This is a genomic window from Amycolatopsis sp. DG1A-15b (genome assembly GCF_030285645.1).
In the GTDB taxonomy this organism is placed as follows: Bacteria; Actinomycetota; Actinomycetes; order Mycobacteriales; family Pseudonocardiaceae; genus Amycolatopsis.
In genome coordinates this window covers 4739533-4761611 of the sequence record NZ_CP127296.1, presented here as the reverse complement: position 1 = coordinate 4761611, position 22079 = coordinate 4739533, and the positions used below count along the sequence as shown (strand labels likewise).

At 71.9% G+C, this 22079-nt stretch carries 21 protein-coding genes; 8 read left to right on the top strand and 13 right to left on the bottom strand.

All coding sequences use genetic code 11. The features are described from left to right. Positions 1-20: 20 nt before the first annotated feature. From QRY02_RS21670 to QRY02_RS21660, 3 genes are all read right to left on the bottom strand, one after another. Positions 21-602, bottom strand: a complete 582-nt coding sequence (locus tag QRY02_RS21670; protein WP_285993346.1) for a MerR family transcriptional regulator — start codon at positions 600-602, stop codon at positions 21-23. Between the two features lie 884 nt (positions 603-1486). After that, positions 1487-2464: a LacI family DNA-binding transcriptional regulator gene (locus QRY02_RS21665; protein ID WP_285993345.1), complete on the bottom strand. Its 978-nt coding sequence runs from the start codon at positions 2462-2464 to the stop codon at positions 1487-1489. A 106-nt stretch (positions 2465-2570) separates the two neighbouring features. Then, a complete protein-coding gene (locus tag QRY02_RS21660) occupies positions 2571-3764 on the bottom strand; it encodes a helix-turn-helix domain-containing protein (protein ID WP_285993344.1) in 1194 nt (397 codons plus the stop codon). Positions 3765-3930: 166 nt separating this feature from the next. Here QRY02_RS21660 and QRY02_RS21655 point away from each other — a divergent pair, with 166 nt between their 5' ends. Then, on the top strand, positions 3931-4404 hold the full coding sequence (locus tag QRY02_RS21655; RefSeq protein ID WP_285993343.1) for an MmpS family transport accessory protein: 474 nt from the start codon (positions 3931-3933) through the stop codon (positions 4402-4404). A gap of 17 nt (positions 4405-4421) precedes the next feature. Continuing rightward, positions 4422-5165 carry an ABC transporter permease gene (locus tag QRY02_RS21650; protein WP_285993342.1) on the top strand — a complete coding sequence of 248 codons (744 nt, stop codon included), beginning with the start codon at positions 4422-4424 and terminating at the stop codon, positions 5163-5165. Here the strand turns inward: QRY02_RS21650 and QRY02_RS21645 are convergent. Genes QRY02_RS21645 through QRY02_RS21635 form a run of 3 tightly spaced genes read right to left on the bottom strand, consistent with a single transcriptional unit; the run spans position 5149 to position 8170 of the window. Continuing rightward, on the bottom strand, positions 5149-5835 hold the full coding sequence (locus tag QRY02_RS21645) for a histidine phosphatase family protein (RefSeq protein WP_285993341.1): 687 nt from the start codon (positions 5833-5835) through the stop codon (positions 5149-5151). The genes QRY02_RS21650 and QRY02_RS21645 overlap by 17 nt on opposite strands. Before the next feature lie 10 nt (positions 5836-5845). After that, entirely contained in the window at positions 5846-7729 is a 1884-nt protein-coding gene (locus tag QRY02_RS21640; RefSeq protein ID WP_285993340.1) for a Na+/H+ antiporter, read from the bottom strand. A 33-nt stretch (positions 7730-7762) separates the two neighbouring features. Continuing rightward, positions 7763-8170 carry a nuclear transport factor 2 family protein gene (locus QRY02_RS21635; RefSeq protein ID WP_285993339.1) on the bottom strand — a complete coding sequence of 136 codons (408 nt, stop codon included), beginning with the start codon at positions 8168-8170 and terminating at the stop codon, positions 7763-7765. Positions 8171-8243: 73 nt separating this feature from the next. On the opposite strand from QRY02_RS21635, the gene QRY02_RS21630 reads away from it, so the two are divergent. Next, complete coding sequence (locus QRY02_RS21630) at positions 8244-9629, top strand: carboxylesterase/lipase family protein (protein ID WP_285993338.1); 1386 nt, start codon at positions 8244-8246, stop codon at positions 9627-9629. A gap of 46 nt (positions 9630-9675) precedes the next feature. Here QRY02_RS21630 and QRY02_RS21625 read toward each other — a convergent pair whose 3' ends face one another. The 4 genes from QRY02_RS21625 to rnhA all read right to left on the bottom strand — a co-directional run bounded on the left by QRY02_RS21625 (position 9676) and on the right by rnhA (position 15021). Further along, entirely contained in the window at positions 9676-12753 is a 3078-nt protein-coding gene (locus tag QRY02_RS21625) for a glycosyl hydrolase 2 galactose-binding domain-containing protein (RefSeq protein ID WP_285993337.1), read from the bottom strand. Between the two features lie 117 nt (positions 12754-12870). Continuing rightward, a complete protein-coding gene (locus QRY02_RS21620) occupies positions 12871-14103 on the bottom strand; it encodes a hypothetical protein (RefSeq protein ID WP_285993336.1) in 1233 nt (410 codons plus the stop codon). 43 nt (positions 14104-14146) lie between these two features. Continuing rightward, the gene (locus QRY02_RS21615) at positions 14147-14527 is read right to left on the bottom strand and encodes a YchJ family protein (RefSeq protein WP_285993335.1); all 381 of its coding nucleotides are present in this window, start codon (positions 14525-14527) and stop codon (positions 14147-14149) included. Between the two features lie 32 nt (positions 14528-14559). After that, on the bottom strand, positions 14560-15021 hold the full coding sequence (gene rnhA, locus QRY02_RS21610; protein ID WP_285993334.1) for a ribonuclease HI: 462 nt from the start codon (positions 15019-15021) through the stop codon (positions 14560-14562). A gap of 74 nt (positions 15022-15095) precedes the next feature. Between rnhA and QRY02_RS21605 the strand changes: the two genes are divergently transcribed. The 4 genes from QRY02_RS21605 to QRY02_RS21590 all read left to right on the top strand — a co-directional run bounded on the left by QRY02_RS21605 (position 15096) and on the right by QRY02_RS21590 (position 18102). Further along, positions 15096-15800, top strand: coding sequence for a Crp/Fnr family transcriptional regulator (locus tag QRY02_RS21605; RefSeq protein WP_285993333.1), 705 nt, complete (start codon positions 15096-15098; stop codon positions 15798-15800). Positions 15801-15910: 110 nt separating this feature from the next. Continuing rightward, positions 15911-16078 carry a hypothetical protein gene (locus QRY02_RS21600; RefSeq protein ID WP_285993332.1) on the top strand — a complete coding sequence of 56 codons (168 nt, stop codon included), beginning with the start codon at positions 15911-15913 and terminating at the stop codon, positions 16076-16078. 168 nt (positions 16079-16246) lie between these two features. Then, positions 16247-17236: a hypothetical protein gene (locus QRY02_RS21595; RefSeq protein WP_285993331.1), complete on the top strand. Its 990-nt coding sequence runs from the start codon at positions 16247-16249 to the stop codon at positions 17234-17236. Positions 17237-17319: 83 nt separating this feature from the next. Then, on the top strand, positions 17320-18102 hold the full coding sequence (locus QRY02_RS21590) for a DUF1684 domain-containing protein (RefSeq protein ID WP_285993330.1): 783 nt from the start codon (positions 17320-17322) through the stop codon (positions 18100-18102). Positions 18103-18126: 24 nt separating this feature from the next. On the opposite strand, the gene QRY02_RS21585 is transcribed toward QRY02_RS21590, so the two are convergent. From QRY02_RS21585 to QRY02_RS21575, 3 genes are all read right to left on the bottom strand, one after another. Further along, entirely contained in the window at positions 18127-18612 is a 486-nt protein-coding gene (locus QRY02_RS21585; protein WP_285993329.1) for an AMIN-like domain-containing (lipo)protein, read from the bottom strand. A gap of 133 nt (positions 18613-18745) precedes the next feature. Further along, entirely contained in the window at positions 18746-19987 is a 1242-nt protein-coding gene (locus tag QRY02_RS21580) for a hypothetical protein (protein WP_285993328.1), read from the bottom strand. A 66-nt stretch (positions 19988-20053) separates the two neighbouring features. Next, entirely contained in the window at positions 20054-20731 is a 678-nt protein-coding gene (locus tag QRY02_RS21575; RefSeq protein ID WP_285993327.1) for an MBL fold metallo-hydrolase, read from the bottom strand. 110 nt (positions 20732-20841) lie between these two features. Here QRY02_RS21575 and QRY02_RS21570 point away from each other — a divergent pair, with 110 nt between their 5' ends. Continuing rightward, on the top strand, positions 20842-22047 hold the full coding sequence (locus tag QRY02_RS21570; RefSeq protein WP_285993326.1) for an acyltransferase family protein: 1206 nt from the start codon (positions 20842-20844) through the stop codon (positions 22045-22047). Positions 22048-22079 lie beyond the last annotated feature (32 nt).

The window sequence follows — 22079 nt, the reverse complement described above, 5'->3', positions numbered from 1 at the left end:
CTTGCTCGGGAGGGTCCAGCCTAGAGCGGCGTGCCGAGCGTGGCGATGAGGCGGGCGACGTGGTCCGGGTCACCACCGGAGAGGAGCCATTGGCGCGGGGTCGCGGGCTGCTCGTTGATCACCAGATCGGCCTGCGGAGTGCTCATGAAGGCGGCGACGACGAGAGCGGGCTGGTCGCCGGGCAGGGCTTTGAGGACGACTTCCAGGCCGGGCAGCACGCCCGAGCCGGCGAATTGCCAGGCGGGGAGCCGCCACCCGCCGTCCTTCCAGCCGGTCAGCCGCCCTTCCTTGAGGCGGTGCCGGATCCGGCTGTCGTCGACCCCGAGGGTCTTGGCCGCCTCGTTGACGCTGAGGGCCCCTTCGGCGAGCACGGCGTGGGCGGCGACGGTGCGTGCCCTGAAGTCGGGTTCGTCCTCCCGCCGCGGCGAGAGGTCCAGCCCGACGTCGGTGAGCGCGGCGCGCTGATCGGCCGAGAAGTAGTGCGACGGATCCGGATTCGGTGGGGACAGTCTGCGCGCTGCGTCTTCGACGAGAGTGAGGAACTCATTCGCGTCGACCTTCAGGCCCGCCTTGGCGAGGATGTTCTCCAGCGCTACAGACATGTGGCTCAGATTAACCCGAAACAGCGCGGGTGTGCGGGTTCGTGCGGTTTCGTGCCCTGTCTGTGGGTGAATTCACCAGAGATCGACACTCAGGGCACATTATCCAACACGTTGAGTAGGCAACTTCCGGTCAGTTTCCCCGGATGGGCGGCACTTGTCCAGCCCCGCCCGGGCTTGACACTGCGTGCCCGCGGACCTACGTTCCGGATGAGTAAACGATTTCCGCTCCGTGCTCACAGGCCTCCGGCGCTCCGGCGCCGGTGGTGGGGGACACAGGGGGTGGGGCGTGCCTGGGGCCCGGCACGAGCCGGCCCCCAGGCACGTCGCTCTCAGCCCACTCTTCAGGCACGCGGGACGACTCTTCGGGCTTGCCAGCCGACCTTCTGAGTGCGCGGCCCGCCCCTCCGGGCACGCCAGCCGACTTCCGGGTACGCCAGTCGACCTTCTGGGCATGCGGCCCACCTCCGGCCGCGCTGGTCGACTTCCGGGCGCGCGGCCCGGCTCTCTGGGGGCGGGGCGCCTTTCTCGGTGCGCCGGCCGACCCTGCTGGGCGTGCGGGCGATCTTCTGGGTGCGTGGGCCGATCCTCCGGGTACGCCGGCCGACCTCTGGATGCGTGGCCGACCCCTTCGGGTCCGCCGGCCGACTCTCCAGGCATGCGGCCCGCCCCTTTGGGTGTGTGGGCCGACTCTCCAGGCATGCGGCCCGCCCCTTTGGGTGTGTGGGCCGACCCTCCAGGCACGCCAGCCGACCCTTTAGGCGCGTAGGCGCGCCGGCCGAGCTTCTGGGTACCCCGGCCGACCCTCCAGGCATGCGGCCCGCCCCATTGGGTGCGCCGGCCGACCTGCCCAGAGCGAACCGGCCCGGCGGCCGCGCCCCGGGGCGTCAGCGGCGGGAGCTCTTCCGGACGATCAGCCGGGCTTCGAGCGTCGTCGTCGTTGTGTCGCGGCTGCTGTCCGTGATGCGGGCCAGCAGGAGCTGGGCCGCCACCCGGCCGACTTCGTACGCCGGCTGGGCGACCACCGTCAGGGGTGGGTCGACGAGCGTTGTCCAGGGTGCGTCGTCGAACGAAACGATGCCCACGTCTCGGCCCGGGCGCAGCCCGCGAGCCGCGAGGGCCTCCAGCACTCCGATCGCCATCGTGCTGTTCGCGACCAGCAGCGCGTCCGGCGGCGATGGCTCGTCGAGCAGTTCCAGCGCCGCCAGGCGGGCGCCCTCCGCGCGGTATTCCCCCCGGCGGAACAGGACGTTCTCCGCACCCACGACGTCGGCGTACCCCGCCAGGCGGTCTTCGGCCGTGCGGACGCCCGGCGGCCCGGTCAGGCAGCCGACGCGCCGGTAGCCGCCGGCGAGCAGGTGCCGGGTGGCTTCGGCGGCCGCGTGGCGGGTGTCGACCAGCACTTGGTCGCCCTCCACGGCCTGCAACGGCCGGTCCACCGCCACCAGCGGTGTGCCCTGGCGGCGGAGGCCCTCGACGTTCGTCGACCGGCCGGTCGGCGACAGCACCACGCCGGCGACGCGCTCCTGCAGGGCGACCTCGATGTAGCGCCGCTCCTTGTCCTCGTTTTCATCCGAATTACACAGCACCACCGAATACCCGGACCGCTGCGCGAGGTCCTCGACGCCCCGCGCGATGGCGGTGAAGAACGGGTTCTCGACGTCGGAGATGATCAGCGCGAGCACCGCGGTCTCCTGCCGGCGGAGGTTCCGGGCCAACCCGTTCGGGTGATACCCGAGCTCGGCGGCCGCTTCCTGGACCCGGGCGGCGAGCGTGGGGTCCACAGTGGACTTTCCGTTGAGCGCGCGCGACACGGTCGCCGTGGAGACGCCGGCTCTCGCCGCGACGTCGCTGATGGTGGCCACACGCCCTCCCTGATCACTCGTCGAGGGGGAGGATAGCGCTCTTGGTAGTCGTTTACCGTCCGCTTACCTTTTTGGGTGAACAGCCACTTCCGGTTGACCGCAAGAGTTACGCCGAACGGAGTCGATCACGCACCGCAGCGTCCACAGTGGAGGGTCCGCGGAAGTAGCGGCGCGGCGTGAGGCCGGTCAGCGCCCGGCACTCCCGGCCGAGGTGCGCTTGATCGGCGTACCCCGCGGCGGCCGCCAGCGCGGCCAGGCCCGGGACGTGCGGAGCCAGCGCGACGGCCCGCTGGAACCGGCTGACCCGGAGGTAGGTGGCCGGCCCGTACCCGACGGCTTGGACGAACCGCCGCCGCAGCCGCCGCTCGCTCACCGCGGCGGACAAGACGGGATCTTCGACCCGGGCGACGAGGACCGCCGCCCGCCCCACGCCGGCTCCGGCGAACCCGGCGGCGCTGGTTGCGGCTGGAGGTGGGGTAAGGAGGGCTGGTGCCGCTTGGCCGCCGGCGAATGGGGTGGCGCTCGCCGTGGTGTCGTCGAGCATGGCGCGGGCCCATGCTGCTTCTTCGCCGGCGTGCCCGAGCGGATTCCCGGCGATGCTCGTGCGGCCTTCCCCGCCGGCCCCAGCTCGCCCTACTTGCTCGCCACCGTGCCCGTGTGGGCCGGCGATGCTCGTGCGGCGTTTGCCGTCGGCTCCGGCTCGCGCTGCCGCTGCGCCAGTTTGCCCGAGGGGGCCTCCGGCGATGCGGTCCTCGCCGCCGGCACCGCCTCGCGCCACCTCCTCGCCGGGCCACTGCCGCCGCACGTCACCGAAGCCCGCTCCGCTCCGCCCCGCCACACCGGACCGAACCAACCCCGCCGCCGCTTCACCGACCCGGGCCACTCCCGCGTCCAGCCGGGCGATCAGCTCCGCCACCGCCAGATCCTCCGGCGGCAACTCCCCGAGCCGGCCGGCCACCGCCTCGGCCGGCGATACCTCCCCGGCCGCCAACCTCTCCGCCAGCGACCTTCCCCACAACTCACCGATCGGCACCCGCCGATCACGCAACTCGTCCGCCGCCACGCCCAGGGCCGCCGCCGCGCGGCCCGGCCGGAACCGGATCCCGCTCAGCACCGCTTGCGGCCGCGACTCCGATGACCACGCCGTCGTGTCCGGGCCCGCCACGAACGCCGCTCCGTCGCCGACGACCAGGTCCACGCAGCCGTCCGGGACGATCCTCTTCGGGCCCTCCGAAGCCGATCGCCACACGCATTTCGCCACGCCTCGCAGCACCAACGGCGCTGCCGCCTCTTCGTACACACCCCGATCATCCCCCGCAGGTCCGACAAAATCCGGCGCCTCGGGAGACCCCCGTCCGGGTGAACATCGAACTTCCCGCGAAGAGCTGCTAACGCCCCGTCAGGTCACGGCGAGATATAGGTCGACGCACTCGACGGAAGTGCGCGCGACGAGAGAAGACCTCTCCATGGGCGTTCCCACCGCGACCCGGGCCCAGCGCGACTGCGCCGGGCGGGCTCGGCCGGCCGGCAGCTTCGTCGTCGTCCTCGGGGTGCTCGCCGCGGCCTTCGCGGTGACCGTCTACGTCGTGCCCCGGTCCGCGCGCGGCCCCGGCAGCGAAGAGCCCGCCGCCGCGCCGGTCGCTCCGGCCGCGGTCCGCACGGTCAACCACAGCGTCGTCTACGAACTGCTCGGCGCGCACGGCGCCCGCAACGTCACCTACGCCGCCGCGGGCTCGGTGCTGACCCAGCACGCCGAGGTCGCGACGCCGTGGTCCACGCAGTTCACCCGGGTCGGCCCCGCCGGCCGCACCGAGTTCTACAGCATCGCCGCCCGCAACCCCGGGCCCGGCGCGCTGCGGTGCCGGATCGTCGTCGACGGCGTCATCGTCGCCGAGAAGACCGAGACCGAGCCGGACCGCCTCTTCAGCTGCGCCGTCTGAGCGGCAGGATCGGCGGCGTGAACGCCGCGATCACCTTCGGCCCCGCCCTGGTGGCGGTCCTCGTCCTGCTCGCCGTCGCGGGTGCGGCCGTCGTCCGGGCCGGCGGCCTCGGCGAAGGGCGTGCGGTGCTGATCGCCGCCGCCCGCGCGGTCGTCCAGCTCGCCGCCGTGTCGCTGGTGATCACCGCCGTCCTGCGCTCGGCGCCGCTCACCGGCCTCTTCGTGCTGCTGATGTTCGGGATCGCCGCGGTGACGTCGGCGCGCCGCGCCGGCACCCTGAAGAACCTCCCGTGGACGGCCCTGGCCATCGCCGCCGGCGTCGCGCCCGTGCTCGCGCTGGTCCTCGGCGCCGGCGTCGTCCCGCCGAAGCCGATCGCCGTCGTGCCGATCGCCGGCATCGTAATCGGCGGCGCCATGACCGCGACGTCGCAGGCCGCCCGCCGCGCCCTCGACGAGCTCGAGGCCCGGCACGGCGAGTACGAAGCCGCGCTGGCGCTGGGGTTCCTGCCGCGCCCGGCCGCGCTGGAGATCTGCCGCCCGTCGGCCGGGCACGCGCTCATCCCGGCGCTCGACCAGACCCGCACGGTCGGCCTGGTGACGCTCCCCGGTGCCTACGTCGGCGTCCTGCTCGGCGGTGCTGGCCCGATCCAGGCCGGGCTGACGCAGGTGCTCGTGCTGATCGGGCTGCTGGCCGCGGAAGCCGTGTCGATCCTGGTGACCGTCCAGCTCGTCGCGGCCGGGAAGCTCAGCCGAGCGGCGTAGCCAGGTGGGCGGTGTCGTTGAAGCGCCGCACGATCCAGTGGTCGCCGTGCAGCACCAGGTGCGAAATCGACCCGTTGTCGGCGCCGAGGAACGCGAACCGCTCGACCGAGCGGCTGGCCTGGGCGAACACCTCGCCGATCACGCCGCCGTGGGTGAACACCGCGACGCGCCGGCCGGGGTGCGCGGCCGCGATGCGGGTGAGCGCGCCGCGCAGCCGGGCCCCGAACCGCTCGTCGGACTCCGCGCCCGGGATCACGTCCCAGCGCTGCTCGGCCCACAGCCGTTCGACGATCGGGTGGCCTTCGGTGGTGTACTTCCGGAACAGGCCGTTCTCCCACTCGCCCAGGTGGATCTCGCGCAGGTCCGGTTCGACGACCGGGGTCAGGCCCAGCTTGTCCGCCAGCGGCGCGGCGGTCTGCACCGTGCGGCGCAGCGTCGTCACGTAGATCGCGTCGATCCGCTCGCCGGCGAGCCGGACGCCGACGCGCTGGGCGTGGTCGCGGCCCTCCGGGGCGAGGTCCGGGTCGGCCTGGCCGTCGACGAGCTCGAAGGGGTCGTCGCCGCGGGCCGGAGCGGACTCGCCGTGCCGGACCAGGAAGATCTCCGTCGAGCCCGGGGGCGGGCTGAAACGGTGCTGGCGGTACTCGATCTCCTGCTCCGGGGTGCTCATATCCCCGACCTTAACCGAGCTGCTTGTCCACGAAACACCACCGCCACGTCTCGCCCGGCTCGAAGCTGCGCATCACCGGGTGGCGGCTCTCGTGGAAGTGCCGGGTCGCGTGGCGGCGCGGCGAAGAGTCGCAGCAGGCGACGTTGCCGCACTTCAGGCACATCCGCAGGTGCACCCACGTCGTGCCCTCGGCGAGGCAGGCCGCGCAGCTGTCGGCCGAGCTGGGTTCCTTGTCGACCCATTCGTGGGCCAGGTGCTTGCACGACCCCGCCGTCGCGGCCGGGGTGCGCAGTTCGCGGCCCTCCACGTCCGGCTCGGCCTCGTCGCGGTCGAGCATGGACTCCTCGATGTCCAGCCGCTCCAGGACCCGGCGCAGGACGTCGTCGTCGGCGCTGCCGCTGGCGCGGGCCTTGAGGAACTGGTTGCGCTCCACGTCCAGGAGCTCCAGCCGCAGCCGGCGGTAGGCGTCGCTCGGCGTCTCGGCCAGCGCGCTCTGCCGGCCGAGCTGCTCCCACGCCGAGTCGGCGCGGTGCTGCAGCCGGTCACGCAGGCGCTGGATGATCTCCGGCGGGTCGTCGGGCTGCCGGATCTCCTCCAGCTTGGCCAGCGCGGCCCGGGTCATGTCGTGGAGGACGGCCGCCTCCTGCAGCGCGTCCTCCGCGGGGTCCGGCCGCGGCAGGCGCAGCCGCCGGATCAGGGGCGGCAGCGTCATGCCCTGCACGGCCAGGGTGCCGGCCACGACGACGAACGCCGCGAGCACGAGCACGGCCCGCTGCGGGGTGTCCGCGGGCAGCACGAACGCGGCCGCGAGCGTCACCACCCCGCGCATGCCCGCCCACGCGATGACGGCCGAATAGCGCCACGGCCAGATCTTCACCTTGACCTTGCCCGGCAGGAAGCGCCGTTTGACGCGTTTCACCGTGCCGATGCCGATCAGGTACAGCACGCGGGTGAGGATGGTCGCGCCGAGCACGGCGACGCAGATCCAGGTGAGCGTGAGCAGCGAGAGCCCGCTCTCGCCGACCTCGGCGAGGATCCGCCGCAGCTGCAGGCCGATCAGCAGGAAGACCAGGTTCTCCAGGAGGAACTGGATGGTCTGCCAGTTCAGCCGGGACGCCAGCCGGGCGGAGCCGGACAGGATCTGCGGCGCCTTGTGCCCGAGGATGAGCCCGGCGATCACCACCGCGAGCACGCCGGAGCCGTGGATCGCCTCGGCCGGGATGTAGGCGATGAACGGCACGGCGAACGACAGCGCGGTGTCGAGCACCGGCTCGGTCATCCGGGCGCGGATGAACGCGGCGACGAAGCCGACGACCAGGCCGACCACGGCCCCGCCGATGGCCGCGCGGAAGAAGTCCGCGCCGACCTGCCAGAGGCTGACCGAGCCGGCCAGCGCGGCGATGGCCGTGCGGAGGGCGACCAGCGCGGCCGCGTCGTTGAAGAGGCTCTCGCCCTCCAGGAGCCGGATCAGCTTGCGCGGCATGCCGACCCGGCGGGCGACGACGCTGGCGGCGACCGCGTCCGGGGGCGCCACGACCGCGCCGAGGGCGATGCCGCCGGCCAGCGGGAGCCCGGGGATCACCGCCCAGGCGACCAAGCCGACGCCGAGCGCGGTGAACACGACGAGCCCGACCGACATCAGCCCGATCGCGCCGCGGTTCTTCCGGAAGTCGACCAGGGACGTCTGGATGGCCGCCGAGTACAGCAGCGGGGGCAGCAGGCCGAGCAGCACGACCTCGGGGTCGAGGTGGACCTCGGGCACGCCGGGGACGTACGAGCCGGCGACGCCGACGACGATCAGGCACAGCGGGGCGGACCAGTCCAGCCGCCGCGCCACCGCGCTGACGACGAGGACGGTCACGACCAGCGCCACTATCTCTGCCGCTATGTGCACGGGGTAATCATCACCCGGACGCCGTCGTGGGCGTCACCGGGCCAGCTCCGGGAGCACCTCCGCGACCAGCTGGGTGTCCATGTATTCGGTGATCTCGCGGATCCGGCCGTCCTCGACGCGGAAGACGAAGCAGTACTCGTTGTCGTAGCGCGCCCCGGCTTTGGTCGCGACGCTGCCCCGCGTCTCGACCACGACGACGTCGTCTTCGGCGACGAACCGGCTCGCCGTGCTGGTGTAGGTGCCGTCGAACTGGGCGCCCAGCGGGCCGAGCAGGTCGCGGCGGACCGAGTCCTTGCCGCTGAAGCGGCCGGACCAGCTGTTGTGCCCGCTGACCGTCCAGGTGACGTCGTCGGCCATCGCGGCGATGAGCGGCCGGATGTCGCCGGTCGCCCAGGCGCCGAACGCCGTCTTCAGGAGCTGCTTGTTTTCGGACGCGCCCATGGTTCCCTCCCGGTACGTGTGGCCCAGTCAACACGCTGGAGCGCACTCCAGCGCAAGCTCATAGGCTGGGTTCGTGACGACGGTGGAGATCGCGGCCGGCGCCCTGCGCGGGTCCGGGCGGGACGGAGTGCGGACGTTCCTCGGGGTGCCGTACGCCGAGCCGCCGGTGGGGCAGCTGCGGTTCCGCGCACCGCGTCCGGTGCCGCCGTGGACGGGTGTCCGGGACGCCACCGCGTGGGCGCCGCGCGCGCCGCAGCCCGCGCTGACCGGGCGCGGCTTCACCGGCGACGAGGACTGCCTCTTCCTGAACGTCTACGCGCCCGCCTCGCCCGGCTCGTACCCGGTGCTGGTGTGGATCCACGGCGGAGGCGGCGTGATGGGTGCGCCGCACCAGTTCGACGCCTCCGCGTACGCGCGGCGAGGTGTCGTCGTCGTGACCGTCGCCTACCGGCTCGGCGTGCTCGGGATGCTGCACCTGCCCGGCGTCGCCGACACCAACCTGTCCCTGCGCGACCAGGTCGCTGCGCTCGAATGGGTGCGGTACAACGTCGCCGCCTTCGGGGGCGACCCGGGCCGGGTGACGCTGGCCGGGCAGTCCAACGGCGGCCGCACGGTCGGGACGCTGCTGGCCGTGCCCGCCACCCGCGGCTTGGTCCACCGGGCGATCGTGCAGAGCGGCACCGGCGTCGGCTCGGTCGTGCACACACCGGACGAAGGTGCGGCGGTCGCTTCGGCGGTCCTCGCGGAGCTGGACGCTTCGCCGGAGGACCTGGCGACGTTGCCGGTGACGCGGATCCTCGAGGCGCAGCAACGGGTTTCGGCGGCGTCGGGCACCAAGGTGACCTACCGCGTGGTCGTCGGCGACGAGCTGCTGCCACGCCGCCCGCTGGACGGCGTGCGCGAGGTCCCGCTGCTGATCGGGACGACGGCCGACGAGGAGGACCTGTTCAGCTGGCTGCAGTCCGGCGGCGCGAAACTGCTGGGCGTCGGCTCGACGATGCTGGACGCCCCCGCGATCGATAAGGCCGTCGCGGCGTATAACGACCTATTCAGCTGGCCGATGGACCAGATCCGCAACCGCGTGCTGACGGCGGGGGACTGGTGGATCCCGGCGATCCGGTTCGCCGAAGCGCAGCCGGACGCCTGGATGTACCGCCTGGACTGGCGCATCGCCCCGCGCGGCCGCGGCTTGGGCGCGGCGCACGGGCTCGATCTGCCGCTGATGTTCGACGACATCCGCAACCGCAATTGGCGCTTCCTCTTCGCCGGCCGCCCGTTCCCGGCGGAGCGCATGCAGGCGGTGGCGACGGAGATGTTCGACGCGTGGGTCCGGTTCGTGGCCACCGGCGACCCGGGCTGGCCGCGCTACACGACGGTGGACCGCGTCACGCGCCTCTTCGACGACGTCTCGACGACGGTGTCCGACCCGGACCGCGAGCAGCGCCTGCTCTGGGAATGACCGAGGGCGGCACCTTCCCGGGAAGGTGCCGCCCTCGGACCCGGAGCTAGACGGTGATCTTGTCGACGTTCGGACCGCCGCCGGCGGTCGTCGCGGTCGCCTTGATCTTGTTCGTCCCGGCGGTCAGCGTCACCGGGATCGTGACCGTCTGCCAGGTGTCCCAGTTCCCCGTCCCGCCGAAGGCCACCCCGGACGCCACTTTCGCGCCGTTGACCGTGATGTCCATCGGGCGGTTCGCCGTGGTGCCGTTGGCGAACCGCAGGACGACGTTCGCCGGGCCCGCCGCGGCCGCGTTGACGGCGAACTCCACCGCGCTGCCGGTCGCGTTGTCGTAGTTGACGAACCCGGTTCCGGTGTAGCCCGCGTGGTTGGATTCCGCGACGCCGTTCGTGATCGTCGCGTCTTCGGCCTGGTAGTCCACCGGGTTGCCCGGGCCCGGATCGACCGAGCCGTCCGCCGGGATCGTCTTCGTCCCGGTGTTCCAGCCCGCGACCCGCACGGACGGCTTGGCGCCCTTGAGGTCCGCGGTCCGGTACGTCGCCGTCAGCGTCGCCGACTCACCGGGCCAGAGGCTGACCTGGTTGTCGGTCCAGCGCACCGGCAGCACCGGCGCGCCCGCCGCGCCGACCACGTGCGCGTCGACGAAGAAGGCCGGCACCTTGCCGCCCGCGTCGTTCTTCAGCGTCACCTTGGTCGTCGTGGTGCCGTCGGCGTTGGCCGTCGACGTGGCCGCCGACCCGAGGGAGACCTGCGCCAGGCCGTTCAGCCCGGACAGGTCCGCGTACGACGTCGTCGGCGTGTAGTACCAGTCGCTGTTGCCCCAGTCGAGGGTGTCGGCCTTGGTGGACAGCCAGTACACGTTGCGGCTGACCTCCTTGCCCGACGAATCGGTCAGGACCAGCTTCGCCAGGTACGTCGTCGACAGCCCGCTCACCGAGCCGATGGTCAGCGCCGTCGTCTTGGCGCCGTCACCGCCGACCGAAACGCTCTTCGTCTGGTCGAACTTCGGCGTGCCGTCCAGGTTGAACAACTGCACGCGGGCGGTCAGGCCGGACGCCGCGTCGTGGTTGTGGTTCACGACCACGACCGACTTGGTGTCGTACGAGTACTGGATGTGCAGCGGTTCGTTCGCCTTCTTGGCCCCGAAGTACGAGCCGTTCTGGTCGAGGTAGGCGTCGAACAGCTGCCAGTGCAGCGACGTCCAGCCGCTGTTGAGCATCCAGTAGATGATCCCGGTGGCCGGGTTCGAGCCGTCGCTGAAGTTGCGCGAGTGCGACTCGAACTCGGCGCGGACGTTCTCGTACTGCGCCAGCTGCGCCTTCCGGACGAAGTCGTCGAGGCTCGCCGGCTTGCCGTAGCGGCCGGTCAGCGCGTCGCCGAAGAGCTTCAGGTTCGCGAACGTCGAAGACGACGACCGGTGGTACTGCGCGGTCGACGGGCTCTTCCACATCGTGTCCAGCTCGCTCGACGACATCATCCGCTTGAGCGTGTCCATCGTCGGGATGTCCGGCCCGGCGCTGGTCTCGGAGTTGAAGCTCCACGCGCCGCCGAGGTCGCTGTGCGCCTTGTCGTACCAGTAGTTCGGCGGCACGTAGTCGTACGGCCCGTTCATCTTCATGCCGGACGACCCGAGCTGCGGCGACGACTTCGCCGACGCGGCCGGGACCACCGGCGTGGCCCAGTCCGCGGCGCTCAGCGCGTCGAGGTAGTTCTTCTCGATCGTCGCGTCGGGGGCGAAGTCGCTGCCGATGAGGAACGAGATGACGCTCGGGTGGTCGCGCAGCCGCTCGGCCTCCGCGGTCATCGACGCCTTCGCGACCGGGTAGTCGGCGGCGGTCCAGGGGTCACCCTTCTCGTCGCCGTTGACCTGGCCCTCCCACTTGTCGCAGCACTCCCAGCCGGGCAGGGTCAGCACGCCCATCCGGTCGGCGAGGTCGAAGAACTCGTCCGGCTCGATGTGCCCCTCCAGGCGCACGGTGTTGAGCCCGAGGTCCTTGACGTAGGCCAGCTTGTCCGCCGCGTACTGCGCGTTCCAGCGCAGGAACAGGTCCGGCGAGTAGCCGCCGCCCTTGATCAGCAGCGGGCGACCGTTGATCGTGTACGCCCGGCCGCCGCTCGCGTTCTTGTTCGCCGTCACCGTGCGCACGCCGAAGCTCGAGTGGGAGGTGTCCGACGCGGTGCCGCCGACGTTCGCCGTCAGATCGAGGTCGTAGAGCGGCTGCCCGCCCATCCCGGCCGGCCACCAGACCTGCGGGTTGTCGATCCCGATCGCCGGGAACGTCACGGTCTTCTTCTCCTTGGCCGCCAGGCTCACCGTCTGGCTGATCGCTCGCCCGGCGACCGTGCCGGAGACCGTCGTGCTCACCGCGCTCGCCGAGTCGTTGCGGACGTCGGCCTTCACCGTCAGATCGGCGTGGGTCAGGCCGGTCAGCTTCGTGACGACGTGGCCGCCGCGCAGCGCCACCGGGCCACTGCGGCGCACGAGGACGTCTCGCACGATGCCCATGTTCTGGTCCGGCGGGGTCTGCGCCCAGTCGATCCAGCCCATCGAGAGGTCCTTGTTCGGGTCGTTCGGGTAGACCTTGAACGCGATGCTGTTCGTACCGGCCTTCACCTGCGCGGTGATGTCGAGGTCGTGGCGGGTGTAGGCGCCGTTGACCTGGGTCTTGTCGGCGACGCGCGTTCCGTTGACCCAGACGTCGGCCTTCGACAGCACGCCGCTGAAGTCCAGGTACGTGCGCTGGGTGGTGTCGGTGACCGTCAGGTCGGTGCGGTACCACCACGGGACCTGGAAGTCCGCGGCCGGCACGTTCTTCATGTTGGTCGAGTAGAACGGGTCGGCGTACTTGCCGTTGGCCAGCAGCCCGGCGTAGACGGTCGAGCGCGGGCCGACCGGGTACCAGCCGGAGGTGTTGTAGCCGGGCTTGGAGACCGCGGAGTCGTCGCCTACCTGCGCCGACGTCTGGATCAGGAAACCGGGGACCGCGGTCGCCGGGGCCGCGGCCGCGACCACCGCTCGCACCGGTTCCTGCCCGGTCGCGGCCGGGACGGTCGCCCCGGTCACCGCGACGGCCAGCACGGCCGCCGCGAGGAGAGTCCGGGTTCTTCTCTGCCGATAGCTCACTTGCGCGCCTCCTAGGCACCCACGGCGGCGGGGGACAGCGGACCATCGTTAGGGAACTTTCCTAACAATTGCGGACGATCGTAGCGGCCCGGTCACGCCGAGAACAGGGGCGTTTCGTCAGACGCGGGCGGCCTGCCACGCCGCGGCGGCGCGCAGGGCCAGCAGGAGCGGCAGGGATCCGTCCTCCCAAAGCCGCGGGGGGAGTGCCTCGCTGAGCGGGACACCGGCGGCGAGCGCGGCGCCGATCGCGGGGAGGTCGACGTCGAAGAGCGTCAGGCCCGCGCTGTAGAGCCGCTCGCCGCTGACCGGGCGGCGCCGGGCGACCTCGGCGCTGTCGACCGACAGCCGGGTCAGCCCGAAGAACTCGGGTTTGGCGCCGCGCTCCATCCAGCGCGCGAAGCCGGCCAGCTTCGTCTCGCGGACGTCTTCGGGGGTGAGGCCGCTCTCCTCGCACAGCTCGCGCTCCATCCCGGCGCGGACCGCGGTGTGGAGGAACCGGCGCGGGCCGCCGTCGGGGGTGCGCAGGTCGCGGGGCTCGAGCGAGCCGCTGCCCGAGGGGGCGAGCAGCAGCCCGCTGACGGAGTTGAGCGGCGACTGCCGGACGGTGACCAGCTTGCCGTCGGTGGTGAAGGCGACCGTCGAGACACCGACGAGGTCGGCGAGCGCGCTGCTGCTCAGCTCCCGGAGGGTGCCCGCGGTGTCGGTGAGTTCGGCCTTGCGCAGGTCGTACTCTTCGCCGGTGTCGGTGCGGGTGATCCGGAGCGCGGCGAGTTCGTTCGAGCAGACGGCGTCGAAGAACCGCGCCCGGTGCAGCCGGATCGGCGCGGGCCGCGCCCCGGCGGCCGGCAGCGGATCACCGCGCATGCCGACGATCGGGCCGTTGAACAGCAGTCGCCCGCGCGCCCGCAGCGGCAGCACGTGCGGTGCGGTGGCCTTGAGGGACGGCGGCAGCCGGTAGGGCTCCTCGGCGATGTCGATCGTGTGCCGCTCCGCCCACAGGTCGCGGTCGATCGCGGCGCTGACCAGCGCCGTCCCGCGGGCGGGCACGGCGAGGTAGGCCGCGTCCGGGTAGGCGGGCGGCGGGGGCAGCTCCGCGGTCGGGAAGGGGGCGGCGATGGTGGTGAACTCGAACCCGGCCCAGCGGCGGCGCAGCAACCGGACGTCCCGGGTGAAGGTGGCGACGCCCAGCGCGAGCGCGACGACGGAGAGCACGACGCCGACGGCGCTGGGGAGGATGGTGACCACGCCGAGCGCAACGCCCAGCCCGGACGCGGCGAGCGGCCACTCCCGGGCACCGATGAAGCCGAGGTAGTCCGCCTTGGCCCGGGCGCGGCGCGTCAGTTTTCCCATCGCCGCCTTGTTTAGCACGACCGTCGCGGTGCGCGGGGCGGGTTTACGCCGCCGCGTCGAGGTAGACCCAGTGGCCGTCCTCACGGCGGAAGCGGCTGTTCTCCTCGAGGAAGCCGTCCCGGCCCCGGTGGCGGTAGTGCGCCCGGAACTCGACGGTGCCTTCGGCGTGCAGCAGCCCGCCCCCGCTGCGGCCGAGGATCTCCAGCCGCGTCCACTCCTGGCCCGGATCGAGCCGGAGCTGCCGCGGCCGGGTGTCCGGGTGCCAGGTGCGCAGCAGGTACGCGGTGTCCCCGACGGCGAAGGCGCTGAACCGCGAGCGCATCAGCAACTCGGCGGTGGGAGCGGTGAGGCTGCCGTCGTGGAACCGGCCACAGCAGTCGGCGTAGGACTCGGCGAGGCCGCACGGGCACGCAGCGGGAGGCATCGGGGAATTCTCCCACGACCGTCCACTCCGGACTAGTCGGCGTTGACCGGCTTCCCGCGCTCCCGTGCCTCCTGGGCGCCGCGCACCGCGAGCCGGTCCGCTCGCTCGTTCTCCGGGTGTCCCGCGTGACCCTTGACCCACAGCCACTCGACCGTGTGGCCGCCGATCGCCGCGTCGAGGCGTTGCCAGAGGTCCGCGTTCTTCACCGGGGCGCGCGCCGCCGTCTGCCAGCCGTTGCTCTTCCAGCGTGGGAGCCACTGCGTGATTCCGTTGCGCACGTACGTGCTGTCCGTGTACACCCGCACCTGCGACGGCCGGGTCAGGCTCTCCAGCGCGCGGATCGGTGCCGTCAGCTCCATGCGGTTGTTCGTCGTCGGCGTGGCTTCGCCGCCGTACAGCTCGCGCTCGTGCCTGCCGTAACGCAGGACCGCGCCCCAGCCGCCCGGTCCGGGGTTCCCGCTGCACGCTCCGTCGGTGTAGATCTCCACGTCCACGCGGCGACCCTACCGGTCGTGGTGGTCGCCGAAGGCTGCCACGCCGGGTTACGGTGGTGATCCGGAGGGGAGCCATGAGCGGGCAAGACGACACGGCGGACGGGGCGCTCCTGGCCCACCTCGCCGACACCGATCGCGAATACCTGCTTGCCCGGGGCACCCGCCGCCGGTTCCGCGCGAACGACGTCGTGCTCATGGAAGGCGACCCGTCCGACCACGTCCACGTGCTCGTTTCCGGCTGGGTGCGCGTCTCCACGATCGTCGAGGACGGCCGCGAGGTGCTCTTCGGGCTGCGCGGCCCCGGCGAGGTGCTGGGCGACCTCGCCGCGGTCACCGGGCGGCCCCGGTCGGCGTCGGTGCGCGCGATCGAACCGTGCACCGTCTTCCAGCTCACCGGTGCCGAGTTCATCGACGTCCTGCTCTCCCGGCCCGCGATCGCCATCGCGACCATCAAGACGGTCGCGGCCCGGCTCCGCAACGCCGAATCCGCGCGGATCGACGCCGCCGCCTTCGACGTCAGCCGGCGCGTGGCGGCGGTCCTGGTCCGGCTGGCCGAGGAGCGCGGCCGGACCGTGCCGGAGGGCGTCGTCGTCGACGCGCTGTCGCAGGAGGACATCGCCGCGCAGATCGGCGCGGCCCGGCGTACCGTCGCGCGAGCGCTGCGCGTGCTGCGGGAGCGCGGGATCGTCGAGACCGGCCGTCGCCGGTTCCTCATCCGCGAGCCCCGCGTCCTGCGTGCCTTCGCCCACTCTGAGCCAAACGGCACACAACACCCGTGACAGCGGACATCTGAGCCTCGCCGCGGCCCGGCGATGCTGGAACCCGGCCGGAAAGAATGCGATGCCAACCGGCCGGATTTCATTTCGAGCGAGGTCGGGGAGCCCGTGTCGTGAACGTCTACTGCAGGATTTTGACCCTGGTGAAATCGGTCTTCGCCGCGTTCGTGGTCGGTGCCGTCGCGGGTTTCGCGGTGGCTGCCGGAAACGCGGAGGAGCCGGCCGCGCCGACGTTCCACGGCTCCGCGCCGCTTTCCGCCTCGGCCTGGGTACAGCGATGAGGAGGTGTGTCTGATGGAGAGTCACTCGATCTGGGCCCTGATCTTCGGGGTGAACTGACCCGCGGGTGAGACCCGGCCGGCCGGCTCGTGGGGGGCCGGCCGGCCGGGTATTCCCGGAATACCGATGTCCGTCATCTGTCCTGCTTTCGTGGAACGGAAACTGGTAACGTGGGCAAATCTTCCGCGGGCGGACGAGGGGGTGGGACGACGGAAGAGCACACCTCCCCGTTCGTGCGCGAGCTGAGCGAACTGCGCCGCGGCCGCGGTCTCGACGCGGCCGACCTGCACCAGCGGATCGGCCCCTGCCTGCGGGCGGCGTGCGCGATCACCGAAACCGACCAGCCCGCCGCCGCGCGCCAGAAGCTCGTGCTGCGCCTGACCGAGCTGTGCGGACGGCTGCCACCGGACCTGAAGCTGGCCGCGCTGACGGCGCTCGGCCTGCACGAGGAGGCCGCGGGGGAGTTCCTCGACCGGCGGATCTCGTGGCTGGCCAGCGTCCTCGACCGCGACCCGCGCACCGCCCGCCGCCGCATCGACCTGGCGTTCCGCCGGCTCGACGAGCTGCTGGGCGCGCCCGCGCCCCGCAGTGACCTGCACCCGCTGGCCGGCTGGTACGTCGAGTCGATGAAGGCGATGCTCCGGCTCGACCGCGACCCGCCGGAACTGGCGGAGGAGCGCCGGATCGTCGCGGAGGTCGACGAGCTCGACGAGCTGGTCCTGCCGTTCAGCGTGCCGGCCGAGCCGGGCAGCGACCCGGTGCCGGACATCACCGCGGACGCGCTGTTCGGCGGCGAAATCGTCGAAGCGCGCCAGGTGTCGGCGAGCCACGCGCAGTTCATCATGCGGCTGCCGAGCCCGCTGCGGCTCGGCCAGCGCCACGAGTACGGCATCCGGTTCACACCGCGGCGCACGCGGCTGCGGCCGTACTACGCCATGACGCCGTTGCGCCGCTGCGAGCAGTTCTCGGTGCGGGTCCGGTTCGACCGGGCGGCCCCGCCGACGCGGGTGTGGCGCCTCAACGGCGTACCGGGCCGGGTGGTCGACGACGGCATCGACTCCGGCGACGCGCTGACCGTCAACCGGGTCGGCGAGGTCGGCCTCGAGTTCCACGACCTGCACCAGGGTCTGAGCTACGGCCTGCAGTGGTCCTTCGACTGAGCTGGTGTCCGGATGCTGGGACGCGGAATAGCGGTGCGAGCACCGGGTTGGCATGGTCGTAAGCCGACCGGAAGGGGCCCGCGATGAGCACGTTCACCCAGGAGTGGCAGGACTGGAAGGCCCAGCGCGAGACCGACCTGGCCGAGCCGCACGGCTGGCTGGCGCTGGTTTCGCTGGACTGGCTGACGGACTCTCCCCGGGAGTACCCCGGCATCCCGGGCCGCTGGTGGCAGGACGCCGACGCGGCCTACGTCGACCCGGCCGGCGCCTCGCTGGCCCACGAAGGGGAACCGATCACCGGCGTCCGGCGGTTCGAGCTGGTCAACAGCGGCGCGGGCACCCGCGTGCTGGCCGGTGACGTCGAGATCGAGGTGGCCCGCCGTTCGGGGTACCTGATCCGCGTCCACGACCCCAAGGCCGAGGTGCTGCGCGAGTTCCGCGGCGTCCCGGCGTACGAGCCGTCGCCGTCCTGGGTGCTGCCCGGGCGGTTCGAAGCGTTCGCCGAGCCGCGCCCGACCACGGTCGGCGCGGTCGTGGAGGGCCTGAGCCACGTGTACACGGCGCCGGGTGTCGTCCGCTTCTCCCGCGATGGGGTGTCGCACACGCTGACGGCGTTCAACGGCAAGGACGGCGGCCTGAGCATCCTGTTCACCGACGGGACGAGTGGCGTGACGACCTACGCGGCCAACCGGTCGCTGCCGGTCGGGGCACCGGCAGCGGACGGGTCGGTCGAGCTGGACTTCAACCGCGCGGTGAACCTGCCCTGCGCGTTCACGGACTTCGCGACGTGCCCGCTGCCGCCGGCGGGCAACCACCTGCCGTTCGCGGTCGAGGCGGGGGAGAAGATCCCGTACGAGCGCGGGTGACCGGCGGGCCACCCGCGGCTCTTTTCAGTGGGCGATGTCGATGACGATGCGGTTGGGCGAGGTGAGCGTGAAGACGTTCACCGCGGTCCGCGACCGCACCCCGATTCCGATCGAGGTCTGTGCCTCGAAGTCCCCGGTGATGGCGACGGCCATGACGTTGGCGAGGTTCCGGGTCCGGAACTTCGGCGGCACGGTGAAGGTGGGGTTCCCGTTCGCGTCGTGCGCGACGAGGGGAAAGGCGGAGACTTCGATGAAGTACTCCCCGGTGAGCCACACGATCTCACCGCTCGGGTCGGAGGTGAGTTCGTCGGTGAGCCGGTAGTTGATCACGGTGGGCAGGGTCCCGGCCGACAGGTCGAGCACGATCCGGTCGAACCCGGGGTTGAGCCCGGTCCGGATGTTGTTCAGGGCGGGCGTGGTGGAATCGGCCTGAGCCGGTCCCGCGGCGGCGAGCGTCCCGGCGAGCAGCAGAATGACGGCGACGAGCGCGCGTCTGAGGGTCTTGGACATGGTGGGGCCTCCTGACGGAAAGAACCGGTGGAAGCCCCAGCGCTGGGGTCTGTGGGGGACGCCCGGTTCGTCCGGTGAGTTGCCCTGAGCCCGCCTTTGACGGCCCAAGCGTTACCCGGCTGCTCCGTCCGTGTCAGCGGCCTCGTTCGAGAGTGAGCGAGAATATCGATCCGTCGGCCGTCGCGGAGTAGACCGTCTGTGATTCGGGTGCCCAGCCTTGGACCTCGGACTCGCCGAGGCGGCCGGCGAACGTTCGCTGCGCCTCCAGGACCGCCTTGGCGGATTCTCCCGCGAGCCGGTCGTCGACCGATGCGTCGACGCCGTACCTGACGGTGAGCCGCTCCCGGTCGAAACCGAAGGTGATGCTCGTGCCATTTGCCGTGCCGAGTGGCGTGTCGAAGGTTGTGCGCACACGCGGACGACGGTTCGTCCGGCCGAGCATGGTTTCGGGTGCCCAGTTCCGGAGCGCTTCGAGGTTGCTGCCGAAATCGGCGAGCATCGCCCAGGATGCCCGTACCGAGGCGCCGGCGATCTCGGCTGCCAACACCTCGGGCCGCTCGGCCTCGAGCCGGAAGTCCCGGGGCTGCTCGATCATCTCGGGGGTGACCTCGTAGGACGGTTCCGTGCCCTCGATGGTGTCCACGGCGCGATAACAGGTTTCGGCTTCGGAAGTGATGATCGAGGTCGCCAGGCCGTGGGGAACCCACTTGCCGATCGCGACCCCGTCGAGTTGCTCCACCGCGCTCGCGAGCTGGGGCTCGGCGTAGCCGGGGCTCTTCGTGCCTTTGCACTCGAGGACCCGGAACCGGTATCTGTTCCGGGATCCGGGCGCGGGGGCGACCAGGACGTAGTCGGGACGCCGGCCGGCAACGCGCCGCACCGGTGCACCCGCACCGAAGATGCGGCCGTCATCGAGTGCGACATCGACGTCGACCGCGACGGACGGTGCGCCGGCGCCGGTGTGCATGAACCAGCGGCGGGCCAAAGCGACTCCGAAGGCGATACCCATTTCCTCGGACGCGACCCGGCGCAGGTTCCCCGTGACCCGGCGACCGGCTTCGCTCAATCTGAGCCGGGGCATGTGGGGCTCCGAGTGATCCAGGGTGAAGAAGCCCAGGTAGCGCAGCAGCCCCCAGTACAGGTACGCGTCGAGCAGGTCATCTTGGTACCGCGGTCGCGTCACGAAGGAGAGCTGATGGAGCGCTTCGACCGGGCGCAGGCGAATGCCGGTCCCGAGTCCGGTCGCGGGTGACACGCTCTTGCGAGGCGTGCGGAAACCCTTCTGCTTCCGGATGCGCCTCACCAGGGCGTCGTCGCTCTGCCCGTCCAGGTGGACTTCTGTGTCGAAGTCCACGATCGCTTGCCGGAAATCCATGCCCCCACCCTCGGACGAAGTTCCGAACGGGTGTGGGCTGCACCAGGCGGGCAGCCCACACCTTGATCACCAGCCGCGTTCGCGCCACTCCGTCAGCTTCGGCCGCTCCGCGCCCAGCGTCGAATCATCCCCGTGGCCCGGGTAGAACCACGTCTCGTCCGGCAGCTCCCCGAAGAGCCGCGTCTCCACGTCGTCGAGCAAGGACGTGAAGTCCTCCGGGGACGCCGTCTTCCCCACCCCGCCCGGGAACAGCGAGTCCCCGGTGAACAGGTGCGGGTGGCCCGCCGGGTCGCGGTACAGCAGCGCGATCGACCCCGGGGTGTGGCCGCGCAGGTGGATCACCGACAGGGTGACCTGCCCCACCGTCAGCGTGTCCCCGTGCTCGACCAGGAAGTCCGGCGGGACCGGCAACGGCTCCGCGTCCAGCGGGTGGGCCGCCGTGTTGGCCCCGTTCGCTCCGGCCACCGCGCCCAGGGCCTGCCAGTGGTCCTGGTGCTGGTGGGTGGTGACGACCGTCCGCAACGCGGGCCGGTCCGGGCCGTGGCCGATCAGGTCGGAGATGCGCTCGGGGTCGCTCGCCGCGTCGATCAGCAGCGCCTCGTTCGACTCCCGGCACACCAGCAGGTACGCGTTGTTGTCCATCGGGCCGACGGACAGCTTGGTGATGGTGAGCGCGTCCAGGGTGCGCCGGGTGGCGTCGCCGCCCGGCTCGACGTGCCCGGTGTAGGTGTCCACGATGTTCACCGTGCACACGGTAGTCGTTTCGTTCCAAGCGGTTCCACCCGCACAAGCGCGCGGCCACCCCGCCACGTAGGCTCACCGCGAACCCCGCCAGCCCCGACCTCAGGACGACCGTGCCCACCTCCCCGACGCCGCGCCGGATCAGCTGGGACCTCCTCCGGGTCGTCGCCGTCCTGGCGGTCGTCCTCGGGCACGTCACCCACCAGGGTGCCCTCCTGCACCCCGAACTCACGGGGTACCCCGTGCGGGTGACAGCGCAGTTCGGCGCCGCGATCCTGCTGGTGATCTCCGCCTTCTTCGTTTGCGCCAGCCTCCGCAAGGGCAATCCCGGCCGGTGGCTGTGGAACCGCGTCGCGCGCCTGGTGCCCGCGTACCTGGTCGCCGTCCTGGTGACGTACGTCGTGACGCGGTGGGCCGCCATCTCCTTCAGTGGCCTGCCCTACCCGCCGGGCGTCACCGGGTTCCTGTTCGGCGTGCCGCAGGGGCCGCCGGCGAACCCGTCGCCGTGGTACATCCCGACCGGGCTGGACCTGGTCACCAACCTCGGCATGGTGCAGGAGTGGGGCATCCGCTCGGGCGCCTTCTACTACCTCGACGGCTCTTACTGGACGCTGCCGGTGCAGCTGATGGCCTTCACCGGCGCGGCCGTGCTGTGGCCGCGGTCGTGGCGCACCCACCGGCTGACCGTCGGCCTGCTGTGGGCGCTGATCCTCGTCCCGCTCACCCTCCGGTTCCCGGTCTTCCCGCCGGGGACCGCGAGCCCGGTCGTCGAGACGTTCTACTACGGCTTGGGGCTGCACCGCCTGCACGTCTTCGCCGTCGGCGTCGCGATCTGGCTGTGGGCGCGACGACGGCTCAGGACCTGGCACGCCGCGCTCTTCGTGGCCGCCGCCGTCGCGGCGCAGGACCTGCAGGTGTTCCCGTTCCACGTCGCGCTGCCGCAGGACGCGCTGCGCTGGCCGTCCACGATCGGGTTCGCCGTCCTGCTCCTGCTGGTCTGCCTGGCCGCCCGCGGCCCCGACTGGCGGTTCCCCGGACTGGCGCGGATCGCCCCGGCCGTCACCTGGCTCGCGGGCATCTCGTATGGTCTTTATCTGGTGCACCAGGAACTGGGTTACATCCTGGCCCGTGCTCTGCTCGACGCCGGCCTCCCCGGCTGGCTGCGGCTCCCCGTGATCCTCGGCGCCGCCGTGCTGGCCGGCTGGGCGGTCACCGCGGGGGTCGAACGCCCGGCCCACCGGTGGCTCACCACCCGCCGAAAGCCCGAAGAACCGCAGGTCAGAGGCGCGGAATCAGTTTCTGTCGGTGGTGGCTCGTAGCATGGATGCGGCCGCCCGTGCAGCCAGCTGGA